Below are 20,580 nucleotides of genomic sequence, written 5' to 3'. Positions count from 1 at the left end.
AGCAAAGAGCGCTGAAGCGCAACTACGTACCTTTGTTGTTGCGCTTCAGCGCTTTTTCATAGATATAAGCAAAGAGCGCTGAAGCGCAACTACGTACCTTTGTTGTTGCGCTTCAGCGCTCTTTCATAGAGAAATTTCAATTTCTTCACACCGCTGCAAAAGTGCTTCTATTTCCTGGGCGAGAAGAATTACTTCCGGCCACGAAGAACCGTTGATTAAGTCTTGGGCGTGTGCTAATTTGTTTCTCAATGCTTCTGCTGACTTTAAAAAACGCTCCCCGTAACGTTTGGATTTGAGCCCCAGCCGATCGACTATTTCGGCATTCGTCAGGATTAAATCTCGCTTGTCGCAGAATTGCAGGTAATCGATCAAGTCTATGGCCTCATTTCGCGATCGCCCCAATTCCCACATGTGTTTTGCTGCTACAATGCGATCGCCCTTCAGCAACTTCTGCCACGAATCTTGGGGAAAATAGATCCGCACAATCCGCAATAAATTCATTTCCAGCAGCGTCACCAATCCAAACAGCAGCATCCGTACCGGCGCTTTTTGCAAATCGCCGCAGGTGACAATCCCGTTGATGCGGTTGCTTTCCAAGACAAACAATCTCGGTTTTTCTCGCAACAGCGGTAACAATTCCATCAATGGAGTCGAGGCGGCGATTAACTGTGACGGATGGAAGATTTGCTGGTAGTCGCTACACTTACCTGTCATTAAGTGCGATCGTTCTATATAGCCGCAAACCGTACCGTTTTCCTCGATCCCGAGCACATCAAAATCGCGCGCCTCCATCCACGATCGCAATTTAGCAGCATCTTCGCCCGCCGGCACAGATTTTAGCGGTTCCGCCAGGTATTTAACGGTGATACTGTCTTTGAATAAATCCCGCAAATCAGCGGAACTTGATTTTAAATGTTTCATCTCATGCGGGGTAATTTCCTGAGTCGTGGCGCGACAAGAGGAATATTAATCATATTTTAACTGCAAATAGAGACGCGGGATTGCCGCGTCTCTAAATATTTTACAATCTTACTTGCTGGCTAATTCTGGACAATAATGATTGCCTGCAAGAGTTGTGATAATATCGGCATCGGCAAGAAAACTTTCTTTAGCCGTGGGATTTTCGATACTACCAGCTTGTCCGATCGCCCTTAATTTAACTTCCGGCAGAGAAAGTCCCGCTTTCGCTTGGACACAGATCCTTTTAGCGGCAGCAATTTTTTGACTGGGGCTACTTTGAATTCCTTGCAGTAAAGCGTTTGTGGCGTCTGGAGAATAGCTTTTTGCTAAGCGTTTGTAGTCTTCGATAAATTTCCCGTCGTCTCCTGTTAGCTTTATTCCCGATTCTTGGGGCGCGCACAACTGGTTTAAGTTAATTACTTCTCCCGCTGAGTTTACCAGAAAACAGCCTTCGCGTTCTTGGGCGATCGCACTTTTGACCGCGACAAATTGTACAATAACGGCGGATATCACAGCAGTTAAACGCCAGTAATTTAGCATGGCATTATCCTTTGATAGTTGACAGTTGACAGTTTGTAGGGGCGGTGCCAAGAGTGCCCGCCCTCTTAGTTGACAGTGACCTCTACCAGGAAGTCCGAGGATTGGACTAATTAATCGTCTTCTTTTAATTTGTCCTGGAGTTCCGGCTTTATATCGTTTCCGGTTGTATCGGAATTATTTAACCGCAGAGATCGCAGAGAGCACAGAGAGATAAGATAGAGATGAATGCAGGATGATCAAATCGGATTTGATATTAATCCAATTTTTCCTATTAAGATGCCCGTCCCAGAATAGATTTAGGTATGGATTCAAACGAGCCTTTCGTTATTTGTAGAAGATTTGATTAACAGCAAACATCCCCCTTCTGTAACTGGTGAATGAATGGAACCGGGAACCGATCGAATATAATCGCCTTGATAGCAAACTTCCCCTTCTACAGTTAAGTCTCCTTCTAATACAAATACTTCCTCCGAATCCGCGTGTCGGTGCAGGGGAAAAGTTACTCCCGGTTCCAGCCTCATCAAACAAGTAATTTCGCGCTTTTTTTTGTCAAGATAAAGCTTGCCGATCGAGATTCCCGGAACTGAGTAAGGTCTCCATTTGACATTCTGCGATCGCACAATTAAAGATGGCGGATTGTTCTCGGCTGGTGGCGTAACCATTGGCAATTCCGCTAGGCGCTGGAACAAACGGTTTTTGAGATCGGGCGCGACAGGAACGGCAGGGGCTGTATAGGCGATCGCAGAAATTGCTGTTTCAAAGGCCGCTAATTCACTTTGAAGTTCTGGGGATGCTTGCAATTTCTCGGCAAGTGCGCTGCGTTCTGACTCATCCATGGTATCGAGAGCTTGAAGCGCTGCAAGCATATTAAACTCCTCGTCTGGCATCATTTCCATCTGTTCTCCGGCATTATCAATTTTAGATTTTAGATTTTAGATTTTAGATTTGTTTTTGCCATTGCACTAAAGATGGAAGATTGGAGATGCCATAGGTTTAGATTGATATTAAACAATTTAAATTTTGTTTTTTTTGACAATCTAAAACTCTTCGCTCAAAGTTTGGCGCAACTTAGAAATTCCCAACCGAATTCTAGTTTTAACAGTACCTGTCGGGATACCGAGTTTAGAGGCGATTGCCACACAAGTCAATCCTTCGTAATAGGCTAGTTCGATCGCAATTCGCTGTTCTGCTGGCAGTTTTTCTAGGGCTGCTTTGACTTGGGCGCTGCGTTCTTCGATCATTGCATCTTCCATCGGTTCTGCAATACGCGAAGACGGAATTTTAGCATCTTCCAGACAAGCGTCTGCCGCGCGGACTGTTCGCTGCAACACTCGGAGGCGATCGAGGGAACGACTGCGGGTAAGCATAAACAACCAAGTATCCGCACGAGAGCGACTAGGATCGTAAGTTGCTGCTTTTTGCCAAATTTGGGAAAAAACATCGAGCACAACTTCCTCAGCTTCTTCTACCGAACCCAGAATTTTGTAAGCGAGACCGAAACTTGCACGACCGTAGCGATCGTACAGTTTAGCTAATGCTACTTGGTCTTTCTGGGCAATCTGCACTAACAGCAGCGATTCATCGCTTGACTTTTCCCCTGTCATCTCAGTGTACCTGAAAAATTTTGTTTTGAGTGCACAGATCCAAAATTAAATATTCGGCGTATATCACTATAGAACATAATTGTAAGTCAATTGGGGATGCAATCATAAGTATGCATTTGCGGGTTAATTCTGTGATGCTTTGAATTGTAATCTATCCGATTTATATTGCAGTTTATCACTTCTGCATAGTTTTTCATACCTAATCTTGCAGCAGAGATCCAAAATAGCCAAAACTTCGTATACCAATTACGAGAAGGCTCAGCAACCTCCCAAAAGCCCGACAGGTTAACAAGTTGAACCTGTGGCGACCAAAGTAAAACCCGCGAAGGTGGGTTATTTGCCATTAATTTTTGTAAAAATCTCAGTAAAAGATAGGTGCTAACTGTGAAACTCACCAAGAAAATTCGCCGAATCATATTAGCGATTGAAGCAGCTTTAATTGTTGTATTAACTCCCGGGATAATTGCCGCTTCCGACCATGACGACGGCGAAGTCGATATCAAAGGTCGCGCTGTCAATTTAACTGACTTATACGTCTATCGCGAAAAAGATCAAAACTCCGGCGCTGCGGACGGGGATTTAGTATTTACAATGAATTCAAATCCTCGGTCTGTAGCCCGCTATCAATATTATTTCAGCACCACAGCCCTTTACCAATTTCACATCACGCAGGTAGGTGATGTAAATTCTACACCGACCGGACGCGCCGATATTATCTTGCGGTTTGCCTTCAGTCCGCCTAACAATCAAGGTATGCAAGCGGTAGCGATCACTGTTGTGCGCGGAGGCTCCCAGACCACTACTAAGACAACTGTTAATGGCGGTTTAATTGCCACAACTCCGCTGAATTCTAATGCTGTTTTGAATAAAGTACCTGTGGGCGGTTCTAACTTAACTGTATTTGCAGGTTTGCGGGAAGATCCGTTTTTCTTTGATGTGGAACAATTTTTTAGAGTCCGGGCTGGGGCTTTGGGAACGGGGCCGAAAGTCGGTTTCAAGGAACCGGGTAAAGCGCTGGATTTTGCTAAGGGTTACAACGTTAATACCATTACGGTGCGCGTTCCAAAAGCATTTCTGCAAGCAGGAACAGGCGCGAATACTTTTGATGTTTGGTCAACTATTTCTGTGAGGGATGGAGTTGGTGGTTTCAAACAATTCGAGCGTTTGGCGAGACCTGCAATTAATGAGGGTTTGGTACTTACTCCCCAGTTGATGGAGGCATTTAATACTATTTCTCCGAGATTGGATTTGAGTGCTGCTGCTGCTCCGGTGCGCCAGGAAGCTGTTGCTACTCTCAATGCTGTGGATCTTTTGGACGGTAAGGATAATGTTGATGCAAATGCGATCGCCAAAGCTTTCTTACCGGATGTCCTGCGGATCGATACCACAAGGCCAAGCGGCTACGGTAGCGCGGCAAATTCTCAAGGAAGTTTGATCGGAGGTCGTTTGCTTTTGGACGATGTTGTTGATATCACTTTGGGAGCTTTGGTGGGTTCTCCGGTTGGCGATAACGTTTCTTATAACGGAACTCCTGGAAATCCGGCTCAGGGACACAAACCGTTAGAACCGAATTTTCCTTATTTGGCTTTGCCGAATTAGTTAATAGTCATAGGTATGTAGTTGCGCTTCAGCGCTCTTTCCTAATATTTATCAAGAGCGCTGAAGCGCAACTACGTACCTTGGCTCAAGCGCGAGCCGATATTTGGACGCAAGTCGCACAATTCGTCAGGTGCGTCATCAAATAAAATCGTAGTTTTTCGTGCTAAATCGAACAATGACGCACCCTACAATATGACAGCGAATAAATCACAAAAACCTAAATCTGAGCTTTTCTGGTGGTTGCTTCTCATCGGACTGCCGATAGTGGGCATTGTCGCAGTTAATTTGCTACCTAATCTGCGTGACATCTCAGAAAAAATTGCTAATAAAAGTACGGCAAATCTCGATGCTAATTACCGCTATCAGTTTTCGGAAACTTTGAGGAACAATCCGAATCAAAAGGAAGCTATTCAGCAGGAAATTGCTTTTTACCAGCAGCGATTGGCTGTTGATTCAAAAAGCGGTTTGAATCGGGCTGCTTTGGCGAGTGCTTATTTGAAAATGGCTCGCGTAACTGGGGAGGGTGGTTGGTTTTTATTGGCCGAACAAGCGGCCGAAAGATCGATCGCCCTTTTGCCTTTTGACAACAAAGGCGCGCTGCTAGTTTTAGCTCGAATTGCTGAGGCTAGACACGATTTTGCTACTGCTTTGCGCTTGGCTAAACAGGTGGGTTTTGACAATGAAGATGCGATCGCCCTTTCCATCACATCTCACTTAGCTACGGGAAAAATCAGTGATGCAAGTATAGCCGCGGAAGCCTTAGTTAATCGTATTCCTAACTTAGGCTCTCTCACATTAAGAGCATTAGTGAGAGAGGCGCAGGGGCGAGATGCGGAGGTTTTGCAGGATTACCGGCAAGCAATGGCTGCGGAGGAACCGGGAGAGATTGCTGGATCGGCGCGAGTTCGATCGCTCTTGGGTCGATTTTACGCCCGTCGCGGGCAGTTTGTGCAGGCGAAAGCGCTATTTTTGGAAGCGTTGCGGTTGGTTCCGCGATACCCGCTAGCGCTGATTTATTTGGGGGATTTGGAGACGCGCCAGGGAAATTATCGGGAAGCAGAGGCTAATTACAGCAAGGTTTCTGCCTATTCTGGCGGGGCTGCGACGGTGTTCGATCGCCTGGTGGATCGCGGTATGGCGAGGGTGAAGGAGTTGCAGGGAGATGCGAGATCCTCGGCGAAATTGCGCGACAAAGCAGAAGCTGGGCTGCGACAGGAACAGGTTTCTGGCGGTTTCGGGCACCGGCGCGATTTGGCGAGTTTGTTGCTGGAAAAAGGGCGATCGCAGGATGTCGCTGAAGCGCTGCTGTTAATGCAGGATGAGGTGAAAATTCGCAAGGATGCTGTAACGCTGGATATCTACGCCTGGGCGCTTTCTAGTGCTGGGGAATGGCAAAAAGCCGATCGGGTGATGGCCGACATTGTGCGATCGGGAATTCGGGATGCAGGGATATTTTATCGGGCTGGTGCGATCGCTAAGACTTTAGGAAAAGATGCAGAATCTCGCGCTTATTTTCAACAGGCAAAGGAAATCGATCCGAGTTTTGATAGTCGATCTCGTCAAGCATTGGGTTTGGGAAGTTATGAATTTTGAAATTAGCCACAAACACATAAAATCGGAACCAACCATGCACAAAAACTGGCAAAGAACGCGAAAATATTTAATTCTTTTTTCGCTCACAATCTTACTATTTTGTACAAACTCAACCCAACCAGTTTACTCGCACTGGTCAGACTTATCAGTAGCCGAAATCATCGTAAACGATTTACAAACCGAAATAACATTAACCTTTCCCACAGGCTTAACAAAATTCGCCGACGACAATGGAGACGGACAGTTACAACTGGCAGAAGTTAGAAATCATCAAACAGAACTAGAAAAGTTTTTGGGTCAAAAAATTAGCATCACCAACAGTAGCAAAATTCCCGGATCGGTTACAGTCAAACCCCTAGAAATAGCAGCTAAAACTGCCAGCTTAATCCAGCAGCCCAATACCCATAGCACCTTAATCTTAAACTACACCTGGCCAGAATCTAACGTAACTTCAAAAAACAACAAATTGCGGATTAAATACAATTTGTTTTTGCCCGGAGTTCCGACAGCTAGCTGTCAAGCTACAATTGTCGAAGCTGGTGCTGTCAAAAGCATTGTATTTACGCCACAAAACCGAGAATTTTTGTTAGCTGGAAAAGAATCAATCTGGGAGTCAGGTTGGAGTTTGGTGCTAGCAGTAGTCGGAGCATTTACTTGGGGATGCGTGCACGCGATGTCCCCCGGACATGGGAAAACAATAGTCGGCGCTTATTTAGTGGGTTCGCGGGCTACTCCAGTACACGCTGTATTTTTAGCAGCAACAACCACAATTACTCACACTGCTGGCGTGTTTTCTGTCGGCGCAATTACATTATTTGCTTCTAACTTAATCGAGCCAGAAAAACTCGATCCTTGGCTCAGTTTAATCTCAGGCTTATTAGTAGCAATCATCGGCATCAAATTACTTTCAGAAAGAATCAAAACCAGGTTCGTAGTGAGGACTTTAGTCCGCACCAAGATCGACTTAAATCACCTCATCGAAAAAACCAGGTTCGTAGTGAGGACTTTAGTCCACAAAAACCCAAGGACTAAAGTCCTTACTACGAACCTTGAGGAACCAGTAAATCTTTTGAGTAGGGGAACTTGGGAAAGAGAATTTAAACCTGTCAAACCACCTATATCTCAGCACTACCACCATCATGGAGACGGCCGTCTTCATTCACATTTGCCACCCGGATCGGACGGTTCTCCGATTACTTGGAAAAGCTTGTTAGTGTTGGGCATTTCCGGGGGATTGTTGCCTTGTCCTTCCGCATTGGTGATGCTGTTGAGCGCGTCGGCTTTGGGAAATGTTGGTTTGGGGATGACGCTGGTGGTGGCCTTTAGTTTGGGATTGGCTTTGGTGCTGAGTGCGATCGGCTTAGTCTTAGTTTACGCCAAACAACATTTTAATAAACTACCCAAACAGATTGCAGCAGTCAAATTTATGCCCGCAATTAGCGCGGTGTTGGTAATGTTTTTGGGGTTGGGCATTACCGGAGAGGCTATTCTGAAAATATTGGCTGCGAATCAATGGGTAATTGGCAATGGATAATACAATTTAAGATGCTATGGTGCGTCAGTTTTGATGATTTTGTGAATCGAAAATCTCTGTACTGAGGCATCTAATAAAGTAATATAGCCTTTCTCAAAAAATGAGGTATGATTGACAGCTTATATAACCACTAAACTATCAACTAAGAGGGCTGAAGCCCAACAACGTACCTCATCTTTCTGAGAACCGCTGTACCAGTTTTTCAAAGTAATGCTACAAAATAAGTGTTTTTGTCTGATCATGTTTGTTTGGTGCGTCGCTATGAGATTGTCGATATTTTTTTATGGATTTTTCTCAAGCGACGCACCCTACGGCTGTTTTACCAGGAATTGCTGGTAACGAGTAGATGTATTCAATTGGCGGGAAATCCCCACCTATTCAACATTAGCTCGCGGTATGTTTATTAATAATTTCGGCTAAATCTGGGATGCCGTTTTCGACGTAAGTCTTAGCGGAGGGGCGGAGTTTGCCATAGGCGCCTTTGACAACTGCTCTGGTGCTGTTTTCGGCTTTTTTGTCACTGATTTGGAGCAATTGATCTGCTACTTGAGCTTTTCTTTCAGTCAGATATGCGACTGGGTTGCCATTGTTTACGGCTTCAGCCCACATTGGATCGAGTGCGATCGAGATTTCGGGCAAAAGTTGATCGACGACTTGGGCGCAATAGTCAGCCCGTATCCCCTTAACGGTAGAGTAGGCAGCTTTCAGAGCAAGGCCGCCCAATCCCGGTGCTGCTGCAACTTGTTTGTCTATCAACTTTACACAGTCATCAACAATAGTGTCTCTCTTGTTTTCATTCAAAAGAATATCGCTAAGTCCCATTTTCACTTTCCTTGATTTAACAGTCTATGTGGTTATCAGCTTTGAGCTTCATCTGGCGATTATATATCAATACGCTTCAGATCTGATAGTCCCGGAAGCAAAACTCTGTACAAAACAGATAGTGCAATTGCTTTCTGGTTGTGCGATCGCAAAAAAAATTAACCCAAGCGCGATCGATCGTAGATCTATTTTGATGCTTTACTCGGGATTACAGATTTTTTTGGGTTTGAAGCTTTTTACTGCACAAATTGATGTTGAGATTTGTTGAGTATTGTATGGCAATTAATATCGGAGTTGCTACTCATTATTCATTTAGGGTTTGTAGCAAGCACTTCCGTTATTGTTAACCGGTCTTAATGAGGACTGAAGTTCTTACTACAAAGCGATCAGTTGTGAAGAGTCAATCGATTTTAGATTTTAGATTTTAGATTTTAGATTTACCCCACGGATAAATTCGGGGGAAGAGAGGATTTTCGATTTTCGATTTGGGATTGATTCCACGGATAAATCACGTGGCGGGTACCACCTGTGAAAATCTTGGTCAAATAGAAAAGATAACAGCTTGAAAAAAAACATTAGACAGGCTCTGCCTTGCGATAAATCCCACTTGCACGTATTATCTGGCACGGATCGTTAGGATTCGACGTTTGACTTGAAGCTCGCAGGTACTGTAACCAGGGGCAGTTTCTGGATTTGTGTCGGACGATCGCTCGATCGCCATACGAAATTTACCGGTAATTTCGCGGAAGTGCCGACTCCGGCAAAGATTTGAACTAATAAGGTTAAGCTCGCTGCTAAAAAGAGTTTTTCACACATGGCATTGTCTCCAATACATATGCCCTAAGGCATAACTTCTTTTACACCTACAACATACAAAACATCGTCTACGGCAGGTGCGATCGTACCAACATACTTAAGTGATAGATATCACGATCGAGGAGAGGGGAGAAGGGGAGAGAGGGGGAGAAGGGGAGAGAGGGAGAGAGGGAGAGGGGGTGAGAGGGAATATTTCCTGGGACTTCTTCTTTCTTCCTTTTTGCTTCTTTCCTCTGACTTCTACCGTTAAATCCTTTAAATCCGTTACATCCGGTACAAAATTCTTTGCCGAACTTCCTTCCAAATCGGGAATTGTCCTTGAGAAAGAAGCCGTTGAGTGTCTCACAAAGGTAGAATTAGCGCGTAGAAGTTATTTGACACAGCGGAGGTACCGACAAGATGCTTGCATACATTCTGGCGTTGGCGGTCGGTCTGGGCAGCTTTAGTATTTACATGGCGGCCTTCTTTTTTCCAGAGGTTCACCGGAAAAGTGATTTTACCTGGAGCGGGGTAGGACTTTTTTATGCGTTAATTTTATGGACTTGTGCGGGGCGAATTACGGGTGCTCTCCTGCTTGGTCAAATGGCGGGTGTGGCTCTGCTAGGCTGGTTTGCGTGGGAAACTCTGACTTTGCGCCGGCAGGTGACGCCGATCGCTCAGCAAACGCCGATTCCTCAGGCGGCGAATTTGGCCGGGGCGATGGGCGGGCCTTTATCCGGTTTGTTTGGTAAGAAACCTGAACCCGCAGCCAAAAAACCGAAGTTTGTTCGATCGCCCAAACCGAAAGCTGATGCTGTTCCAGCACCTGCGAATCAGGGCCAGGCTAAGGTAGAAGCACAACCGGCGACTGGGCCAATCGCTGAGATTATTCCCGAAAGTGCGATCGGCCCTGACTTAAAAACTCCCGACAAGAGCGCACCCGCAATTACACAAATACCCGTGTTTTCGGTTGAAAACGCTCTTCCTGAGACTTCACCAGCCCCAGCAGAATTAGCCAGCAACTTCACTCCTTTGCCTTCACCTCTAGAATTTTCAGAAATTGCGGCCGCACCAACGGTAGAGCTAGCAGAGGCTCAGCCAGAAGCCAAAAAGCAGACTGAAGATGATGACGATTTTGACGATTTTGACCAGATGTGGAGGGCGAGAGCTCAAGAGTCCCAGTCTGATGCTAGTTCGGCAGCCCCAACGGCGACAGCAAGCGCAGCCCCAAAGGCCAACCCAACTCCTGCCAAAACAGCTAAAAAATCAGGCGGTTTCGGAAGTCTGTTTGGCAATCTCAAAAATAGTCTCGGCGGTATGTTGGGACGGGGTGCAGCTAAAAACAAGCCTGATGCAAATACTCCGGTGACAACGCCGAAAGTAGCAGATGAGTCGATCGCACCTGAATCTCCTGAATCTAAGGTAACGACAATTCCTGCACCGGATATCGACCAGATTCTCGAATCAGAATTAGCCGAGGCTGCCGCCGAAGTGGCAGCCGAAACCAGCAACACTGCTGCGGAAACCAGCCAAGCAGTGCCGTTTCCCACCGATGTTGAAGCAATGGCCGAGTTGATAGCAACAGAAACCGCGGCGAATTCTGCCAAAATAGGGGAAAGTTCGATTTTAGACGACGGATCGCCGGCACAAAGCCAAACAGATCCGTTGGCTCAAGAAACACCTGCGGATGCGGTTGGTGAACCCAAAGCAGCAGCAGGCGTAACGGAAGCAGAAACCCTTGCTGTATCTCTAGAAATGACTGTGGTGGAAATCGTTTCAGCACCGCCTGTAGAGATAGAAGTACCGGGAGAAGCAGGGTTGAGCGTTCAGGTAGAAACGGTTTCAGTATCAACAATCTCGATCGAATCCACAGAAGAAAAACCCTCGTCTGAAGGAGCGCAACCGGATTTAGTTGAACAGGCCAAACCAGCCACTGAATCCAAGTCGGAGAATGTATCCGGCGAAGATAAGCCGTCATCTTGAGGCAAAAAGCAAAAGGTAGAAACCAGAATTTTTTTAATTCTGTCTTCTACCTTCTTCCGTCTTCCTTTTAGGACTTAGGTGCGGGTGGCGACAAATGTGGTTTTCCCTCAAAACCAATTCGTTGTCACCCCTAGAGCCAATAAAAAAACCATTTATTTGGTCAAATTTTGTAATCCCATAAATCATGATTTTTACATTCTTCTTTCTGCCTTCTTTCTTCTACATTCTTCCTTCTTCCTTCTTCCTTCTTTATTATATATTCTTCTTCCCTCTTCCCTCTTCCTTCTTCCCTCTTCCCTCTTCCTTCTTTCTTCTTCCTTCTTCCCTCTGCCTTCTTTCTTCTTCCTTCTTCCTTCTTTAATATTATGAAAGCAATTATGGTCGTGGGAACAACATCTCACGCAGGAAAATCTTTACTGGTTGCAGCATTGTGTCGAATCTTTTCTCGGCGAGGCTGGCGGGTAACTCCGTTTAAAGGTCAAAATATGGCACTGAATTCCTATGTCACAGCCGCCGGCGGAGAGATTGGCTACGCTCAAGCAGTGCAAGCTTGGGCTGCGGGCATCGCACCTTGGGTAGAAATGAATCCGATTTTGCTCAAGCCGCAAGGAGATATGACTTCTCAATTGATTGTCAAGGGCCGGGCGATCGCAAATGTGCGAGCATCTCAATATTATGAACAGTATTTTGATATCGGCTGGCAAGCTATTCGGGAATCTTTAGAATTTCTCAAGCAAGAATTTGACATGATTGTGTGCGAAGGAGCCGGAAGCCCCGCAGAAATCAATCTCAAACACCGCGATTTAACAAATATGCGGGTAGCAAAACATCTGAATGCTCGGACTTTGCTAGTAGTTGATATCGATCGCGGTGGCGCATTTGCTCACATCATCGGTACTTTGGAATTGCTCGATCCTGACGAGCGCGCTTTAATTAAAGGATTCATTATTAATAAGTTCCGAGGCCAAAAATCGATCTTAGATCCGGGCTTGACTTGGCTGGAAGAAAGGACTGGAATCCCGGTAGTTGGGGTAATTCCTTGGATAGATGAAGTGTTTCCCTCGGAAGATTCCCTCGATTTACTCGATCGGCGTTCTCCCAATTCTCAAACCGACTTGAATATTTCCGTCATCCGCCTGCCCCGAATTTCCAATTTTACCGACTTTGACCCCCTGGAGTCGGAAACTACCGTCACAGTCAAATATGTCAGCCCCAAAGACCCGTTAGGCCATCCAGACGCCGTGATTTTACCAGGCTCTAAAACTACAATTTCAGATTTGCAGGTGCTGCGCCAAACAGGTATGGCAGAAGCGATTAAAAATTACTTAGTAGCTGGCGGTACAGTCATGGGAGTTTGTGGTGGCTTTCAGATGCTGGGAGAAAGTATCAGCGATAGAGAAGGCCTTGAGGGAGAAAAGGGAGAGTTCAAAGGATTGGGGTTATTGCCTTTGAAAACTGCGATCGCACCAAACAAAATTGCCCGCCAGCGGATCGTAACATCTAACTATCCTCAACCGGGTTTACCCGTTTCCGGTTACGAAATTCATCAAGGCAGAACCCAAATGATCGAGTCAGATTTGACTCAACCGTTATTTGACGATCCTAGTTTAGGCATTGTCAACGCTTCTCAATCAGTTTGGGGGACGTACCTGCACGGCATATTTGATAATGGAGCTTGGCGGCGGGCTTGGTTAAATCACTTGCGCCAACAGCGGGGACTCCGCGCATTGCCCACAGGTATTCCGAATTACCGAGAACATCGAGAAACTCTGTTAGAAACTCTAGCGGATACAGTGGAAAAGCATTTAGATATCAAGCATATTTTAGGTTAGAAAGAAGGAAGAAGGAAGAAGGAAGAAGGAAGAGTCGTAGGGTGCGTCGCCATGAAAAAGACATAACTAAGTACCAAAAATCTCACAGCGACGCACCTGTGCTTGATAATTAGTATCAATAAACCTCAAACTTTTTCGGAGCGAAACTTGGTAAAAATGGTATTATATCAAAAGGAAAAATTGCATGACAAAGATTGTTTTTTTGCCAGATAATGTGACAGTGGAAGCTGAAGCGGGAGAGCTTTTGCTAGATGTAGCCAAACGTGCAGGGGTTTCTATTCCTACTGGTTGTATGATGGGTTCTTGTCACGCTTGTGAAGTAGAAATTGATGACGGGGAGGCGATTTGTGCTTGTATTTCCGGCATACCTTCGGGGAAAAAGCAAGTTACAATTAATCTGTATGTCGATCCGACTTGGTAATCGATATATTTTTTAATTGCATCTTTTTATGAGCGATCGACAATTTAAGCCCTGTCCCATCTGTTCCATCCCATCGCCATATTGGGATCGATATCCCCGTCTAGTATGTTCGACTTGCTGTAGCAAAGCCTGTGACAGTCAAGGGCGCAAGGTACAATTTTTTAACGACTTCAATGGCGGTTTTGAGGCGATTGTAGCGGATACTAAAGAAGAGTATCCCAGCCACCTTTGCTATATTGAAGGGGTCAAGTGTTGGGCCGAGGAAGGGAAATTTGGCGGTATTGCGATCGAGGTGTGCGACTGATACACTTTATTTCTTTTGCCATTCTTGCTGTTTTTTTCGAGCAGATTGCAGCCATTTTTGAGATTCGGGATAAACAGTTGTCCCTGGTTTGACGGATTCTAATTGATTGATAATCTGTTGCAATTGTCCGAGGGAGTTACTGGGATTTTGACTGGGAGAATTTACATTATTTTGCAAGTTGGCAAACAAGCTTTTAGCTTCTTGCAAAGCTTTTTCAGAATCTCTTTCTGCTTGGAGTCTAATCTGGGAAATTCCTAAATTTTTCTGGTATTCAGCGAGTTTGGTTTGAGCGTCGAGATAGCCCGGATTATCCACAGGAACCATTTTCAGTCGGTTAATTCCTTCTTCCCACAATCCTGCTATTTGTTCCCACTGGGCGGCTGGATGCGGCGGTTTTTGCGAGGCGACGGCGGCGGAAAGAGCAAATTCTTTGGCTGCTTCAATTAAGTTGTCGGCGTGTACCGAACCGGTGGCGATTCCTCCCATTGCTTGAAAATCTCTTTCTGCTGCTTGGAGTTTTGGCTTAGCGGTTTTTCCGGCGAGGGTTTCGGCGGGAATTTGGTTGAGTTTGTCGATCGCACTTTGCCAATTTCCAGTCGCTTTTTGCCTGTCGGCGGCAGTTTTCGCTTGCTGGTACTGCTGTTTCGCGGCGTCGAGAGTTTGTTCGACTTGATTTAACTCAGTAAAAGCATTTTTTTGCTGAAAAATTTGAGCATCCATCCGCCCGATATTTTTGCGGGCTGCTTGAAATTCATCTACTGTAAAGCGCCAAGTACAGCCGGAAAAAGAGCAATAAGTTTTTGGATAGTAGCCGAGAAACCACACCGGCAAAGCATCGAGGTGTTTTTGAGCTTGTTTTACTTTCGTGTCGCCATATTCAAAATCTGCCGCAGCCGTAGCTTTGTTAACCAGTTGATCGGATTGCTCCACGAGGGCGATCGCCTGTCGGTAATTGTAATCCATACTAATAAAGCTCGGCAGCAGCAATATCGGCATAGTTTTCGCCACGGGCCACCGAATCATTGGGAAAGGCAGGTTAATCAGCCAAATTATCCCCGCTGCGCCACCCAGCAAACCGCCAACCCAGATGATTTTATCAAAAAATCCGGGCGCGCGGTTGGCTTTAACAGCAGCTTTGAGAGCTTCTTCACTGAAGTTGGGAAATTCGTCTTTGAAAGTATCGCGGATTTCTTCTCTGGATGCGAAAGTGCCGTTTTGCGATCGCAATTTCTCCAGCCGCTTCATCACCATCTTGCGGTAAACCCCACCCGCTAGAGCATCATCAGCCGCGCACTTGTCAACTTGGGCCCGTAAAATGTCAAAAGCTCGATCGGTAAGACGCCCCATAAAACTCACCTATTCCCTATTTAATTATTCTACAGGCTGCTAGACGAGATAATTGTTAAAATATATAAAGCCCCAATCAAATAATCTAAATTAAGTTCATGCCAACTGCTTTAATCACCGGTGCTTCAGGCGGAATAGGCGCAGCCTTTGCCATCGAATTAGCCCAACGCCAGCACAATCTAATCTTGGTAGCTCGTTCCGAAGCCAAATTGCAGCAGCTAGCTGCTAAACTGCAACAGGAATTCAATATTTTGGTCGAAATTATCGTTCAAGATTTGACTGCGCCAGGAGCCACAACTGCTGTATTTGATGCGGTTGTTCAAAAAGGTTGGACGGTTGATTTGTTGGTGAATAATGCGGGTTTGGGGGATTATGGCGCTTTTGGCGATCGCCCTTTAGCAAAACAAGTAGGAATTCTGCAACTGAATATTGTAGCATTAGTTGAACTATCGCACTTATTTTTATCGGGAATGCGGGATAGAAAATCGGGAAGTATCATCAATGTTGCTTCTATTGCAGCCTTTCAACCGATGCCGTATTTATCAATTTATGCAGCAACTAAAGCTTTTGTCTTGAGTTTCAGCGAGGCACTTTGGGCGGAAAACAAAGATTTAGGAATTCGGGTTTTAGCACTTTGTGCGGGCCCCACAGAATCCGATTTTTTTAAAGCAGCAGAATTTCCGGCATCCCTAGCATCTAGCAGCGGGCAAAAACTCGTCCCCGCCGATGAAGTAGTGCGAGATGCACTCAAAGCTTTAGAGAAAAATCAGTCTAACGTCGTGACGGGCGGATTCCCCAATCCACTCATCGTAAATATGCCCCGATTTATGCCGCGAGAACTTTTGGTAAACTCGATAGCCAAGCTATTTCAGCGTAAGCCAGGATAACTGAAGGTGGCCAGAAACCGGGTTTTTCTCGAAATAATTCGTTGTCACCTTAAATATCGTAAAAAACCCGGTTTCTTTTAACAACTCAACGATGTGGGCAGAAACCGGGTTTTTCTCGAAATAATTCGTTGTCACCTTAAATATCGTAAAAAACCCGGTTTCTTTTAACTCAACGATGTGGTCAAAATTACAGATATCGAGTTAACTGCACTCGATAGCGTTCTTTTTTAGTAATCATAACTTCCCCAATTTCCAATCTTCCCTTACCAGTAACAGCGATTAAATCTCCCGACTTAACGTTATAACTAGCTTGGGTGATGTCCTTCCAATTAACTCGCACGTCCCCTCTGTCAATAAAATCAACCATTTTGCTGCGAGACATGGCAAATCCCGCAGAAGCAACAGCATCCAATCTCATCGATGCTTCAACGGTTGTCATTTCTTTCTTTTTCGGTTCTCTAATTTTTAGTTCGCTCAACTCAATGCGCCGAGTTTTTACCGGAACCGATCGCACTTGCTGCAAACTCATCTCCAAATACTCTACCATCTCCGGCATGACAATCGCCTGCGCGCCCCGTTCCCCCAAGACAATCACATCCCCGGTTTTTTCGCGGACAATCCCCGTACCCAGCATTGCGCCTAAGAAGTCGCGGTGACTGGCGGTGTCAAACAGGAAATTGCCGGCTATCTCCACCGCAGCAATGCTAACACTCCCAGAGTCGATCGGGATTTCCGATCGGGCGATCGCAATTCTCTGCCTTTCACCCTGGGGATAGCCACCCCAAGCCACTAATTCCACATCAGTTAAGCGCTTAAATACCGTCAGAGTGTCCGCCAACTCCGGCGGCGACAGAAAATCAGTCAGAGTAACTTCCCAAGTTTTAATTGCTTGTTCAGCTTGGTCTAATGCCCGCGCCACACATTCGCGGTTTTCGATGCCTTTTAACAGTTCTTCTTTTTGTAACATCAGTCAATTTTAGATTCTAATTTGAAATTGCCTTCATGTTGCTGTAGTAACTCAAAAGTCTACTTCTTTAACAGTCCCACTACTTTCATTATAGTCTAAGATCGTCAAATAATACCAAGCATGAAAAATTGTTGCTACGGTTATTAAACGTAGCAACAATTAGCTGTTATTGCCTTAACTCCCCGCCGGGCAGGGCAGTGCCGTTTCCCTACAGGTGAGATTTTCTCATTAACGGATTACGGGTGTTGAAAAACCCGGTTGATGCATCCAGGAATGTCAGCAATTAGGAATGAACCATTAAATATTGACCGTTGCCGTTATATTCACCATCGCAACTGGCGAAATTAGCAACAAACCAAATCAAGTAAAACCGCCAGATTCTGCGGAATTTGGCATAGTCGATGCCGTAGTCTAAATCTTTGACTATCGCCTGAGAGTCATCAAAGTTTTTCAGCCAGTTAGCAAAGGTTGTAGAGTAATTGTAACCGTTGAGATACCATTGTTTGATGGTTTTGAGGTCTTTGTTGTGGCTGGGAACGGCATCGTATTTCCAGTAACGACCGTGGGGGAAAATGTATTTGTGGGTGAAAACACTGGAGATGTTGTTAGGGGTGCGAACGGTGATGATGTGAATGAAAGCGCGGCCGTTATCTTTGAGGAAAGAGGAGAGCTTTTGAAAAGCTTTGGTTAAATTACCGACATGACAAAAAACTCCGATCGAGAGAATTTTGTCAAATTTGGTATCGAATTGGGCGTCGTTCAAATCGCCTTCAAATAAGGTAAATCGACCTGAACTGAGGTAGCTGTCGGGATCTTGCATCCTGTGACGCATATATTCGCATTGATGGTGGCTGAGATTAATGCCAGTAAACTGGACATTGGGGAATTTGGAAAGAATGTAATTGGGAACGCAGCCCCAACCGCAGCCAAAGTCTAAAATGCGATCGCCATCCTGAATCTCTAGTTTCTCAATTACATCATCAATCATCTGAATTTGAGATTGTTCGAGGTTGGCTGCTCCTTTTTCCCACAATCCCATGCTGTATTTGGGATAAATCAGTTTGCTCTCGCCTAACATGGGATTCAGCATGGCTTGAGGTAAGTCGTACTGAAGTTTCATTAAATCTCGCGGGCCTTCCGCGGTGTGTTCTGTTTCTTTGAGTACCCATTCGTAGGGTGCGAGCAGAGAGGGAAAATACTTAAAAAAGACGGGCATACAGGTATCAAAAAGACCTCGCAATACAGAATCCGGTACTTCTAAGCCGTTGATATAAGACTCTGCTACTGCCATTTGCACCGCGTTAACCGCACTGACTGCGACGCAGGTTGCTCGATAGGCGATCGGACTTTTGAGATGGATATTTCCCACCAGCGGGATGTGCTGTTCGATGTTTTGTAGGGCTGTTGATGAACTCATGGTTATACGGGTTTTAAAGATGCTGCTATTCTATCTCAAGCAAATTGGCTGCTCCTTAGGGAACAAAAAAGCTCAAACTCTTATCAAGTAAGGTTTGGAAGAAAAAAGCCTGCAAAACTCTCAAAATATCTGGCGGTTCCAGGGAATTTAATAACGGATTTAAAGGGTTTTGAGCTATCATAAATTTATTAAGAATTATGTCAGTTAATTTGAGCTTTGAGCTTTGAGCTTTGAGCTTGATTCCAAAGGCTTTACTTGGCATATAATTGAGGTGTTTTCATTGTGCGATCGCGATTTTAATGCTGAGTGAGTTTGGCGGTTGAGGTGACGGCACGAGAAGCTAATGTCGATCGCGACTTATACTGAATCAATCAGGGAATGCAGAAAAGATGTCGAAAAACCGGGTTTGCATACAGAGTCACTGCAATAACAGATGTCCGCTCATGCCTCGCTACTTAGTTAGAAACGCCACATATGCCACAGATTCACTATCTGCCGGACGATCGCGCGATCGAGATAGACGACGACGATATAATTCTGGAAGCTTCCCTGCGTGCCGGCATTCCCCACACCCACGCCTGTGGTGGTAGTGCGCGGTGTTCGACTTGTCGTGTCTTGATAGTCGAAGGTTTGGAATTTTGCTCGCCCCGCAATTCAGCGGAAGATGAGCTCGCGAACAAACTGCGCCTAGAGCCGGAAATTAGGCTGGCTTGTCAGACACAGGTGGCGGGCGGGAAGGTGATTTTGCGGAGATTGGCGATCGATTCTGAAGACTTAGAAACATTTAACGACGAAATCGCCGGAAACTTGATTTCTGCACCTGTGGGTCAAGAAAAGAAAATTGCAATTTTGTTTGCCGATATTCGAGGGTTTACCGCCTTTGCAGAATCGCTATTACCCTACGATGTAATTTATATTTTAAATCGGTATTTCCAAAAAATGGGTTATGTAATCAACCGCAACGGCGGGATGATCAATAATTATATGGGCGACGGTTTTATGGCGCTGTTTGGGTTGGAAAATTCAGAGAAGGCGGCCGAACAAGCGGTGAGGGCTGGGGTGGAAATGCTGGAGGAATTGGACAAACTCAATCCGTATTTTGAGACTTTATACAGTCACAGGTTGCGGATTGGGATTGGGATTCACTGCGGTTTGGCGGTTGTGGGGAATCTGGGGGCCAAGAAAAATCAGACAGTAACGGCGATCGGGGATGCGGTAAATTTTGCCAGCCGGATTGAAGCTGCGAACAAGCAAGTGGGAACAAGTTTGCTGATTTCCGAGGAAACTTATGAGGAAATCAAGGATTTGGCGATCGTCAACCAGTGCGTATCAGTTAAAATCCCCGGAAAGAGCGGCGAATATCCGCTTTACGAAGTTGTCGGAATGCCACCGCTCCCGGTGGAAATCGAGGAGATTTTCGAGGTTGAGAAAAGTTCTTTTTTGCAGGGGTTTTTCAAGAATTTAATGGGTTTATTGGCTGCGCTGCGGAATTGGATTCGGAAAATATTTGGATCGTGAAACTTAGATTAATCTGAGCATATAATTATTGTGATACTAAAGCATTCAACGGTATGGCAACATTATTCGTAGGGTGCGAATACATCGACAATCCTTAAAGAAAAATCTGGTACATCTGTGTTTATCAAATATGTGTGTAGGGGCGAAGCATGACGGGAGCATCCCGGTTTTGCAAAAGCCTCAAATAGCCAAGAGGTCGTTGAGGTAAGCACAACGAAGTTTTAGCATCTTGTTATGACATTTTTTTTCAACCATTGAGCTCCAGAAATTTTCAACCTTCTATCTATTTGTTTGACAGCCGATTCCACCGCTCCCGAGCCTATGGAACAAATCTTATCTGATGATAATTGCTCATAGTTAGGGCTTGCTGAAAAAGTCAGAAAACAGCATTTAGAAAGATAAGTGAATTCGAGATCGCCTCGGCAATATAAGTTTTGTCAATTTTTTTCTGCCGAAA

General features: G+C 45.3%; 19 protein-coding genes and 1 pseudogene. 9 read left to right on the top strand and 11 right to left on the bottom strand.

Annotated features, from left to right (window positions below; genetic code table 11):
• Positions 1-123: 123 nt before the first annotated feature.
• The 4 genes from JGK11_RS23700 to JGK11_RS23685 all read right to left on the bottom strand — a co-directional run bounded on the left by JGK11_RS23700 (position 124) and on the right by JGK11_RS23685 (position 3,104).
• Complete coding sequence (locus tag JGK11_RS23700; protein ID WP_293213099.1) at positions 124-921, bottom strand: hypothetical protein; 798 nt, start codon at positions 919-921, stop codon at positions 124-126.
• Between the two features lie 108 nt (positions 922-1,029).
• Complete coding sequence (locus JGK11_RS23695) at positions 1,030-1,500, bottom strand: hypothetical protein (RefSeq protein WP_293193216.1); 471 nt, start codon at positions 1,498-1,500, stop codon at positions 1,030-1,032.
• Positions 1,501-1,808: 308 nt separating this feature from the next.
• Positions 1,809-2,390, bottom strand: a complete 582-nt coding sequence (locus tag JGK11_RS23690; RefSeq protein ID WP_293185577.1) for a cupin domain-containing protein — start codon at positions 2,388-2,390, stop codon at positions 1,809-1,811.
• Between the two features lie 147 nt (positions 2,391-2,537).
• On the bottom strand, positions 2,538-3,104 hold the full coding sequence (locus tag JGK11_RS23685) for a sigma-70 family RNA polymerase sigma factor (RefSeq protein WP_293185575.1): 567 nt from the start codon (positions 3,102-3,104) through the stop codon (positions 2,538-2,540).
• 384 nt (positions 3,105-3,488) lie between these two features.
• On the opposite strand from JGK11_RS23685, the gene JGK11_RS23680 reads away from it, so the two are divergent.
• From JGK11_RS23680 to JGK11_RS23670, 3 genes are all read left to right on the top strand, one after another.
• Positions 3,489-4,703: a DUF4331 domain-containing protein gene (locus tag JGK11_RS23680; protein WP_293185573.1), complete on the top strand. Its 1,215-nt coding sequence runs from the start codon at positions 3,489-3,491 to the stop codon at positions 4,701-4,703.
• Positions 4,704-4,895: 192 nt separating this feature from the next.
• On the top strand, positions 4,896-6,296 hold the full coding sequence (locus tag JGK11_RS23675) for a hypothetical protein (protein WP_293213097.1): 1,401 nt from the start codon (positions 4,896-4,898) through the stop codon (positions 6,294-6,296).
• On the top strand, positions 6,286-7,830 hold the full coding sequence (locus JGK11_RS23670; RefSeq protein ID WP_293185570.1) for a sulfite exporter TauE/SafE family protein: 1,545 nt from the start codon (positions 6,286-6,288) through the stop codon (positions 7,828-7,830). Before JGK11_RS23675 ends, JGK11_RS23670 begins: the two co-directional genes overlap by 11 nt.
• A 384-nt stretch (positions 7,831-8,214) precedes the next feature.
• Here the strand turns inward: JGK11_RS23670 and JGK11_RS23665 are convergent, their stop codons facing one another.
• Positions 8,215-8,652 (bottom strand): hypothetical protein, encoded by a 438-nt coding sequence (locus JGK11_RS23665; RefSeq protein WP_293185569.1) that lies wholly within the window; start codon positions 8,650-8,652, stop codon positions 8,215-8,217.
• 633 nt (positions 8,653-9,285) lie between these two features.
• Positions 9,286-9,468 carry a hypothetical protein gene (locus tag JGK11_RS23660; RefSeq protein ID WP_293185567.1) on the bottom strand — a complete coding sequence of 61 codons (183 nt, stop codon included), beginning with the start codon at positions 9,466-9,468 and terminating at the stop codon, positions 9,286-9,288.
• A gap of 399 nt (positions 9,469-9,867) precedes the next feature.
• Here JGK11_RS23660 and JGK11_RS23655 point away from each other — a divergent pair, with 399 nt between their 5' ends.
• Entirely contained in the window at positions 9,868-11,430 is a 1,563-nt protein-coding gene (locus JGK11_RS23655) for a Ycf66 family protein (protein WP_293213095.1), read from the top strand.
• 191 nt (positions 11,431-11,621) lie between these two features.
• Here JGK11_RS23655 and JGK11_RS23650 read toward each other — a convergent pair whose 3' ends face one another.
• Positions 11,622-11,831 (bottom strand): hypothetical protein, encoded by a 210-nt coding sequence (locus JGK11_RS23650; RefSeq protein WP_293213119.1) that lies wholly within the window; start codon positions 11,829-11,831, stop codon positions 11,622-11,624.
• Between JGK11_RS23650 and cobQ the strand changes: the two genes are divergently transcribed.
• The 3 genes from cobQ (at position 11,796) to JGK11_RS23635 (ending at position 13,987) form a co-directional block, all read left to right on the top strand.
• Entirely contained in the window at positions 11,796-13,262 is a 1,467-nt protein-coding gene (cobQ, locus tag JGK11_RS23645) for a cobyric acid synthase CobQ (protein ID WP_293213093.1), read from the top strand. The two genes, JGK11_RS23650 and cobQ, sit on opposite strands and share 36 nt — an antisense overlap.
• Before the next feature lie 184 nt (positions 13,263-13,446).
• Positions 13,447-13,683, top strand: coding sequence for a 2Fe-2S iron-sulfur cluster binding domain-containing protein (locus tag JGK11_RS23640; protein ID WP_293185560.1), 237 nt, complete (start codon positions 13,447-13,449; stop codon positions 13,681-13,683).
• 28 nt (positions 13,684-13,711) lie between these two features.
• The gene (locus tag JGK11_RS23635; protein ID WP_293185558.1) at positions 13,712-13,987 is read left to right on the top strand and encodes a hypothetical protein; all 276 of its coding nucleotides are present in this window, start codon (positions 13,712-13,714) and stop codon (positions 13,985-13,987) included.
• Between the two features lie 6 nt (positions 13,988-13,993).
• Here the strand turns inward: JGK11_RS23635 and JGK11_RS23630 are convergent, their stop codons facing one another.
• On the bottom strand, positions 13,994-15,334 hold the full coding sequence (locus tag JGK11_RS23630; protein WP_293213091.1) for a hypothetical protein: 1,341 nt from the start codon (positions 15,332-15,334) through the stop codon (positions 13,994-13,996).
• Positions 15,335-15,432: 98 nt separating this feature from the next.
• Here JGK11_RS23630 and JGK11_RS23625 point away from each other — a divergent pair, with 98 nt between their 5' ends.
• Entirely contained in the window at positions 15,433-16,221 is a 789-nt protein-coding gene (locus JGK11_RS23625; protein WP_293213089.1) for an SDR family oxidoreductase, read from the top strand.
• Positions 16,222-16,408: 187 nt separating this feature from the next.
• On the opposite strand, the gene JGK11_RS23620 is transcribed toward JGK11_RS23625, so the two are convergent.
• Positions 16,409-17,188: a photosystem II S4 domain protein gene (locus JGK11_RS23620; protein ID WP_293187081.1), complete on the bottom strand. Its 780-nt coding sequence runs from the start codon at positions 17,186-17,188 to the stop codon at positions 16,409-16,411.
• 283 nt (positions 17,189-17,471) lie between these two features.
• Entirely contained in the window at positions 17,472-18,605 is a 1,134-nt protein-coding gene (locus tag JGK11_RS23615) for a class I SAM-dependent methyltransferase (protein ID WP_293213087.1), read from the bottom strand.
• Between the two features lie 474 nt (positions 18,606-19,079).
• On the opposite strand from JGK11_RS23615, the gene JGK11_RS23610 reads away from it, so the two are divergent.
• Positions 19,080-20,123, top strand: coding sequence for an adenylate/guanylate cyclase domain-containing protein (locus JGK11_RS23610; RefSeq protein ID WP_293207881.1), 1,044 nt, complete (start codon positions 19,080-19,082; stop codon positions 20,121-20,123).
• 180 nt (positions 20,124-20,303) lie between these two features.
• On the opposite strand, the pseudogene JGK11_RS23605 reads toward JGK11_RS23610, so the two are convergent.
• A pseudogene (locus JGK11_RS23605) lies at positions 20,304-20,464 on the bottom strand (ISKra4 family transposase); the annotation flags it as partial.
• Between the last annotated feature and the right edge of the window lie 116 nt (positions 20,465-20,580).

The organism is Microcoleus sp. PH2017_34_RAT_O_A (assembly GCF_020737885.1).
In the GTDB taxonomy this organism is placed as follows: domain Bacteria; phylum Cyanobacteriota; class Cyanobacteriia; order Cyanobacteriales; family Microcoleaceae; genus Microcoleus.
The sequence above is the reverse complement of the archived record's forward strand: the minus strand, read 5'-3'. Positions and strand labels throughout refer to the sequence as shown.

Excerpts from the sequence above, each read along its gene's own strand:
- JGK11_RS23610 (WP_293207881.1), top strand. The coding sequence starts at position 19,080 with ATGCCACAGATTCACTATCTGCCGGACGATCGCGCGATCGAGATAGAC.
- JGK11_RS23665 (WP_293185569.1), bottom strand. The coding sequence starts at position 8,652 with ATGGGACTTAGCGATATTCTTTTGAATGAAAACAAGAGAGACACTATT.
- JGK11_RS23635 (WP_293185558.1), top strand. The coding sequence starts at position 13,712 with ATGAGCGATCGACAATTTAAGCCCTGTCCCATCTGTTCCATCCCATCG.
- JGK11_RS23700 (WP_293213099.1), bottom strand. The coding sequence starts at position 921 with ATGAAACATTTAAAATCAAGTTCCGCTGATTTGCGGGATTTATTCAAA.
- JGK11_RS23625 (WP_293213089.1), top strand. The coding sequence starts at position 15,433 with ATGCCAACTGCTTTAATCACCGGTGCTTCAGGCGGAATAGGCGCAGCC.
- cobQ (WP_293213093.1), top strand. The coding sequence starts at position 11,796 with ATGAAAGCAATTATGGTCGTGGGAACAACATCTCACGCAGGAAAATCT.
- JGK11_RS23690 (WP_293185577.1), bottom strand. The coding sequence starts at position 2,390 with ATGATGCCAGACGAGGAGTTTAATATGCTTGCAGCGCTTCAAGCTCTC.
- JGK11_RS23670 (WP_293185570.1), top strand. The coding sequence starts at position 6,286 with ATGAATTTTGAAATTAGCCACAAACACATAAAATCGGAACCAACCATG.
- JGK11_RS23695 (WP_293193216.1), bottom strand. The coding sequence starts at position 1,500 with ATGCTAAATTACTGGCGTTTAACTGCTGTGATATCCGCCGTTATTGTA.
- JGK11_RS23655 (WP_293213095.1), top strand. The coding sequence starts at position 9,868 with ATGCTTGCATACATTCTGGCGTTGGCGGTCGGTCTGGGCAGCTTTAGT.
- JGK11_RS23630 (WP_293213091.1), bottom strand. The coding sequence starts at position 15,334 with ATGGGGCGTCTTACCGATCGAGCTTTTGACATTTTACGGGCCCAAGTT.
- JGK11_RS23660 (WP_293185567.1), bottom strand. The coding sequence starts at position 9,468 with ATGTGTGAAAAACTCTTTTTAGCAGCGAGCTTAACCTTATTAGTTCAA.
- JGK11_RS23615 (WP_293213087.1), bottom strand. The coding sequence starts at position 18,605 with ATGAGTTCATCAACAGCCCTACAAAACATCGAACAGCACATCCCGCTG.
- JGK11_RS23640 (WP_293185560.1), top strand. The coding sequence starts at position 13,447 with ATGACAAAGATTGTTTTTTTGCCAGATAATGTGACAGTGGAAGCTGAA.
- JGK11_RS23685 (WP_293185575.1), bottom strand. The coding sequence starts at position 3,104 with ATGACAGGGGAAAAGTCAAGCGATGAATCGCTGCTGTTAGTGCAGATT.
- JGK11_RS23675 (WP_293213097.1), top strand. The coding sequence starts at position 4,896 with ATGACAGCGAATAAATCACAAAAACCTAAATCTGAGCTTTTCTGGTGG.
- JGK11_RS23620 (WP_293187081.1), bottom strand. The coding sequence starts at position 17,188 with ATGTTACAAAAAGAAGAACTGTTAAAAGGCATCGAAAACCGCGAATGT.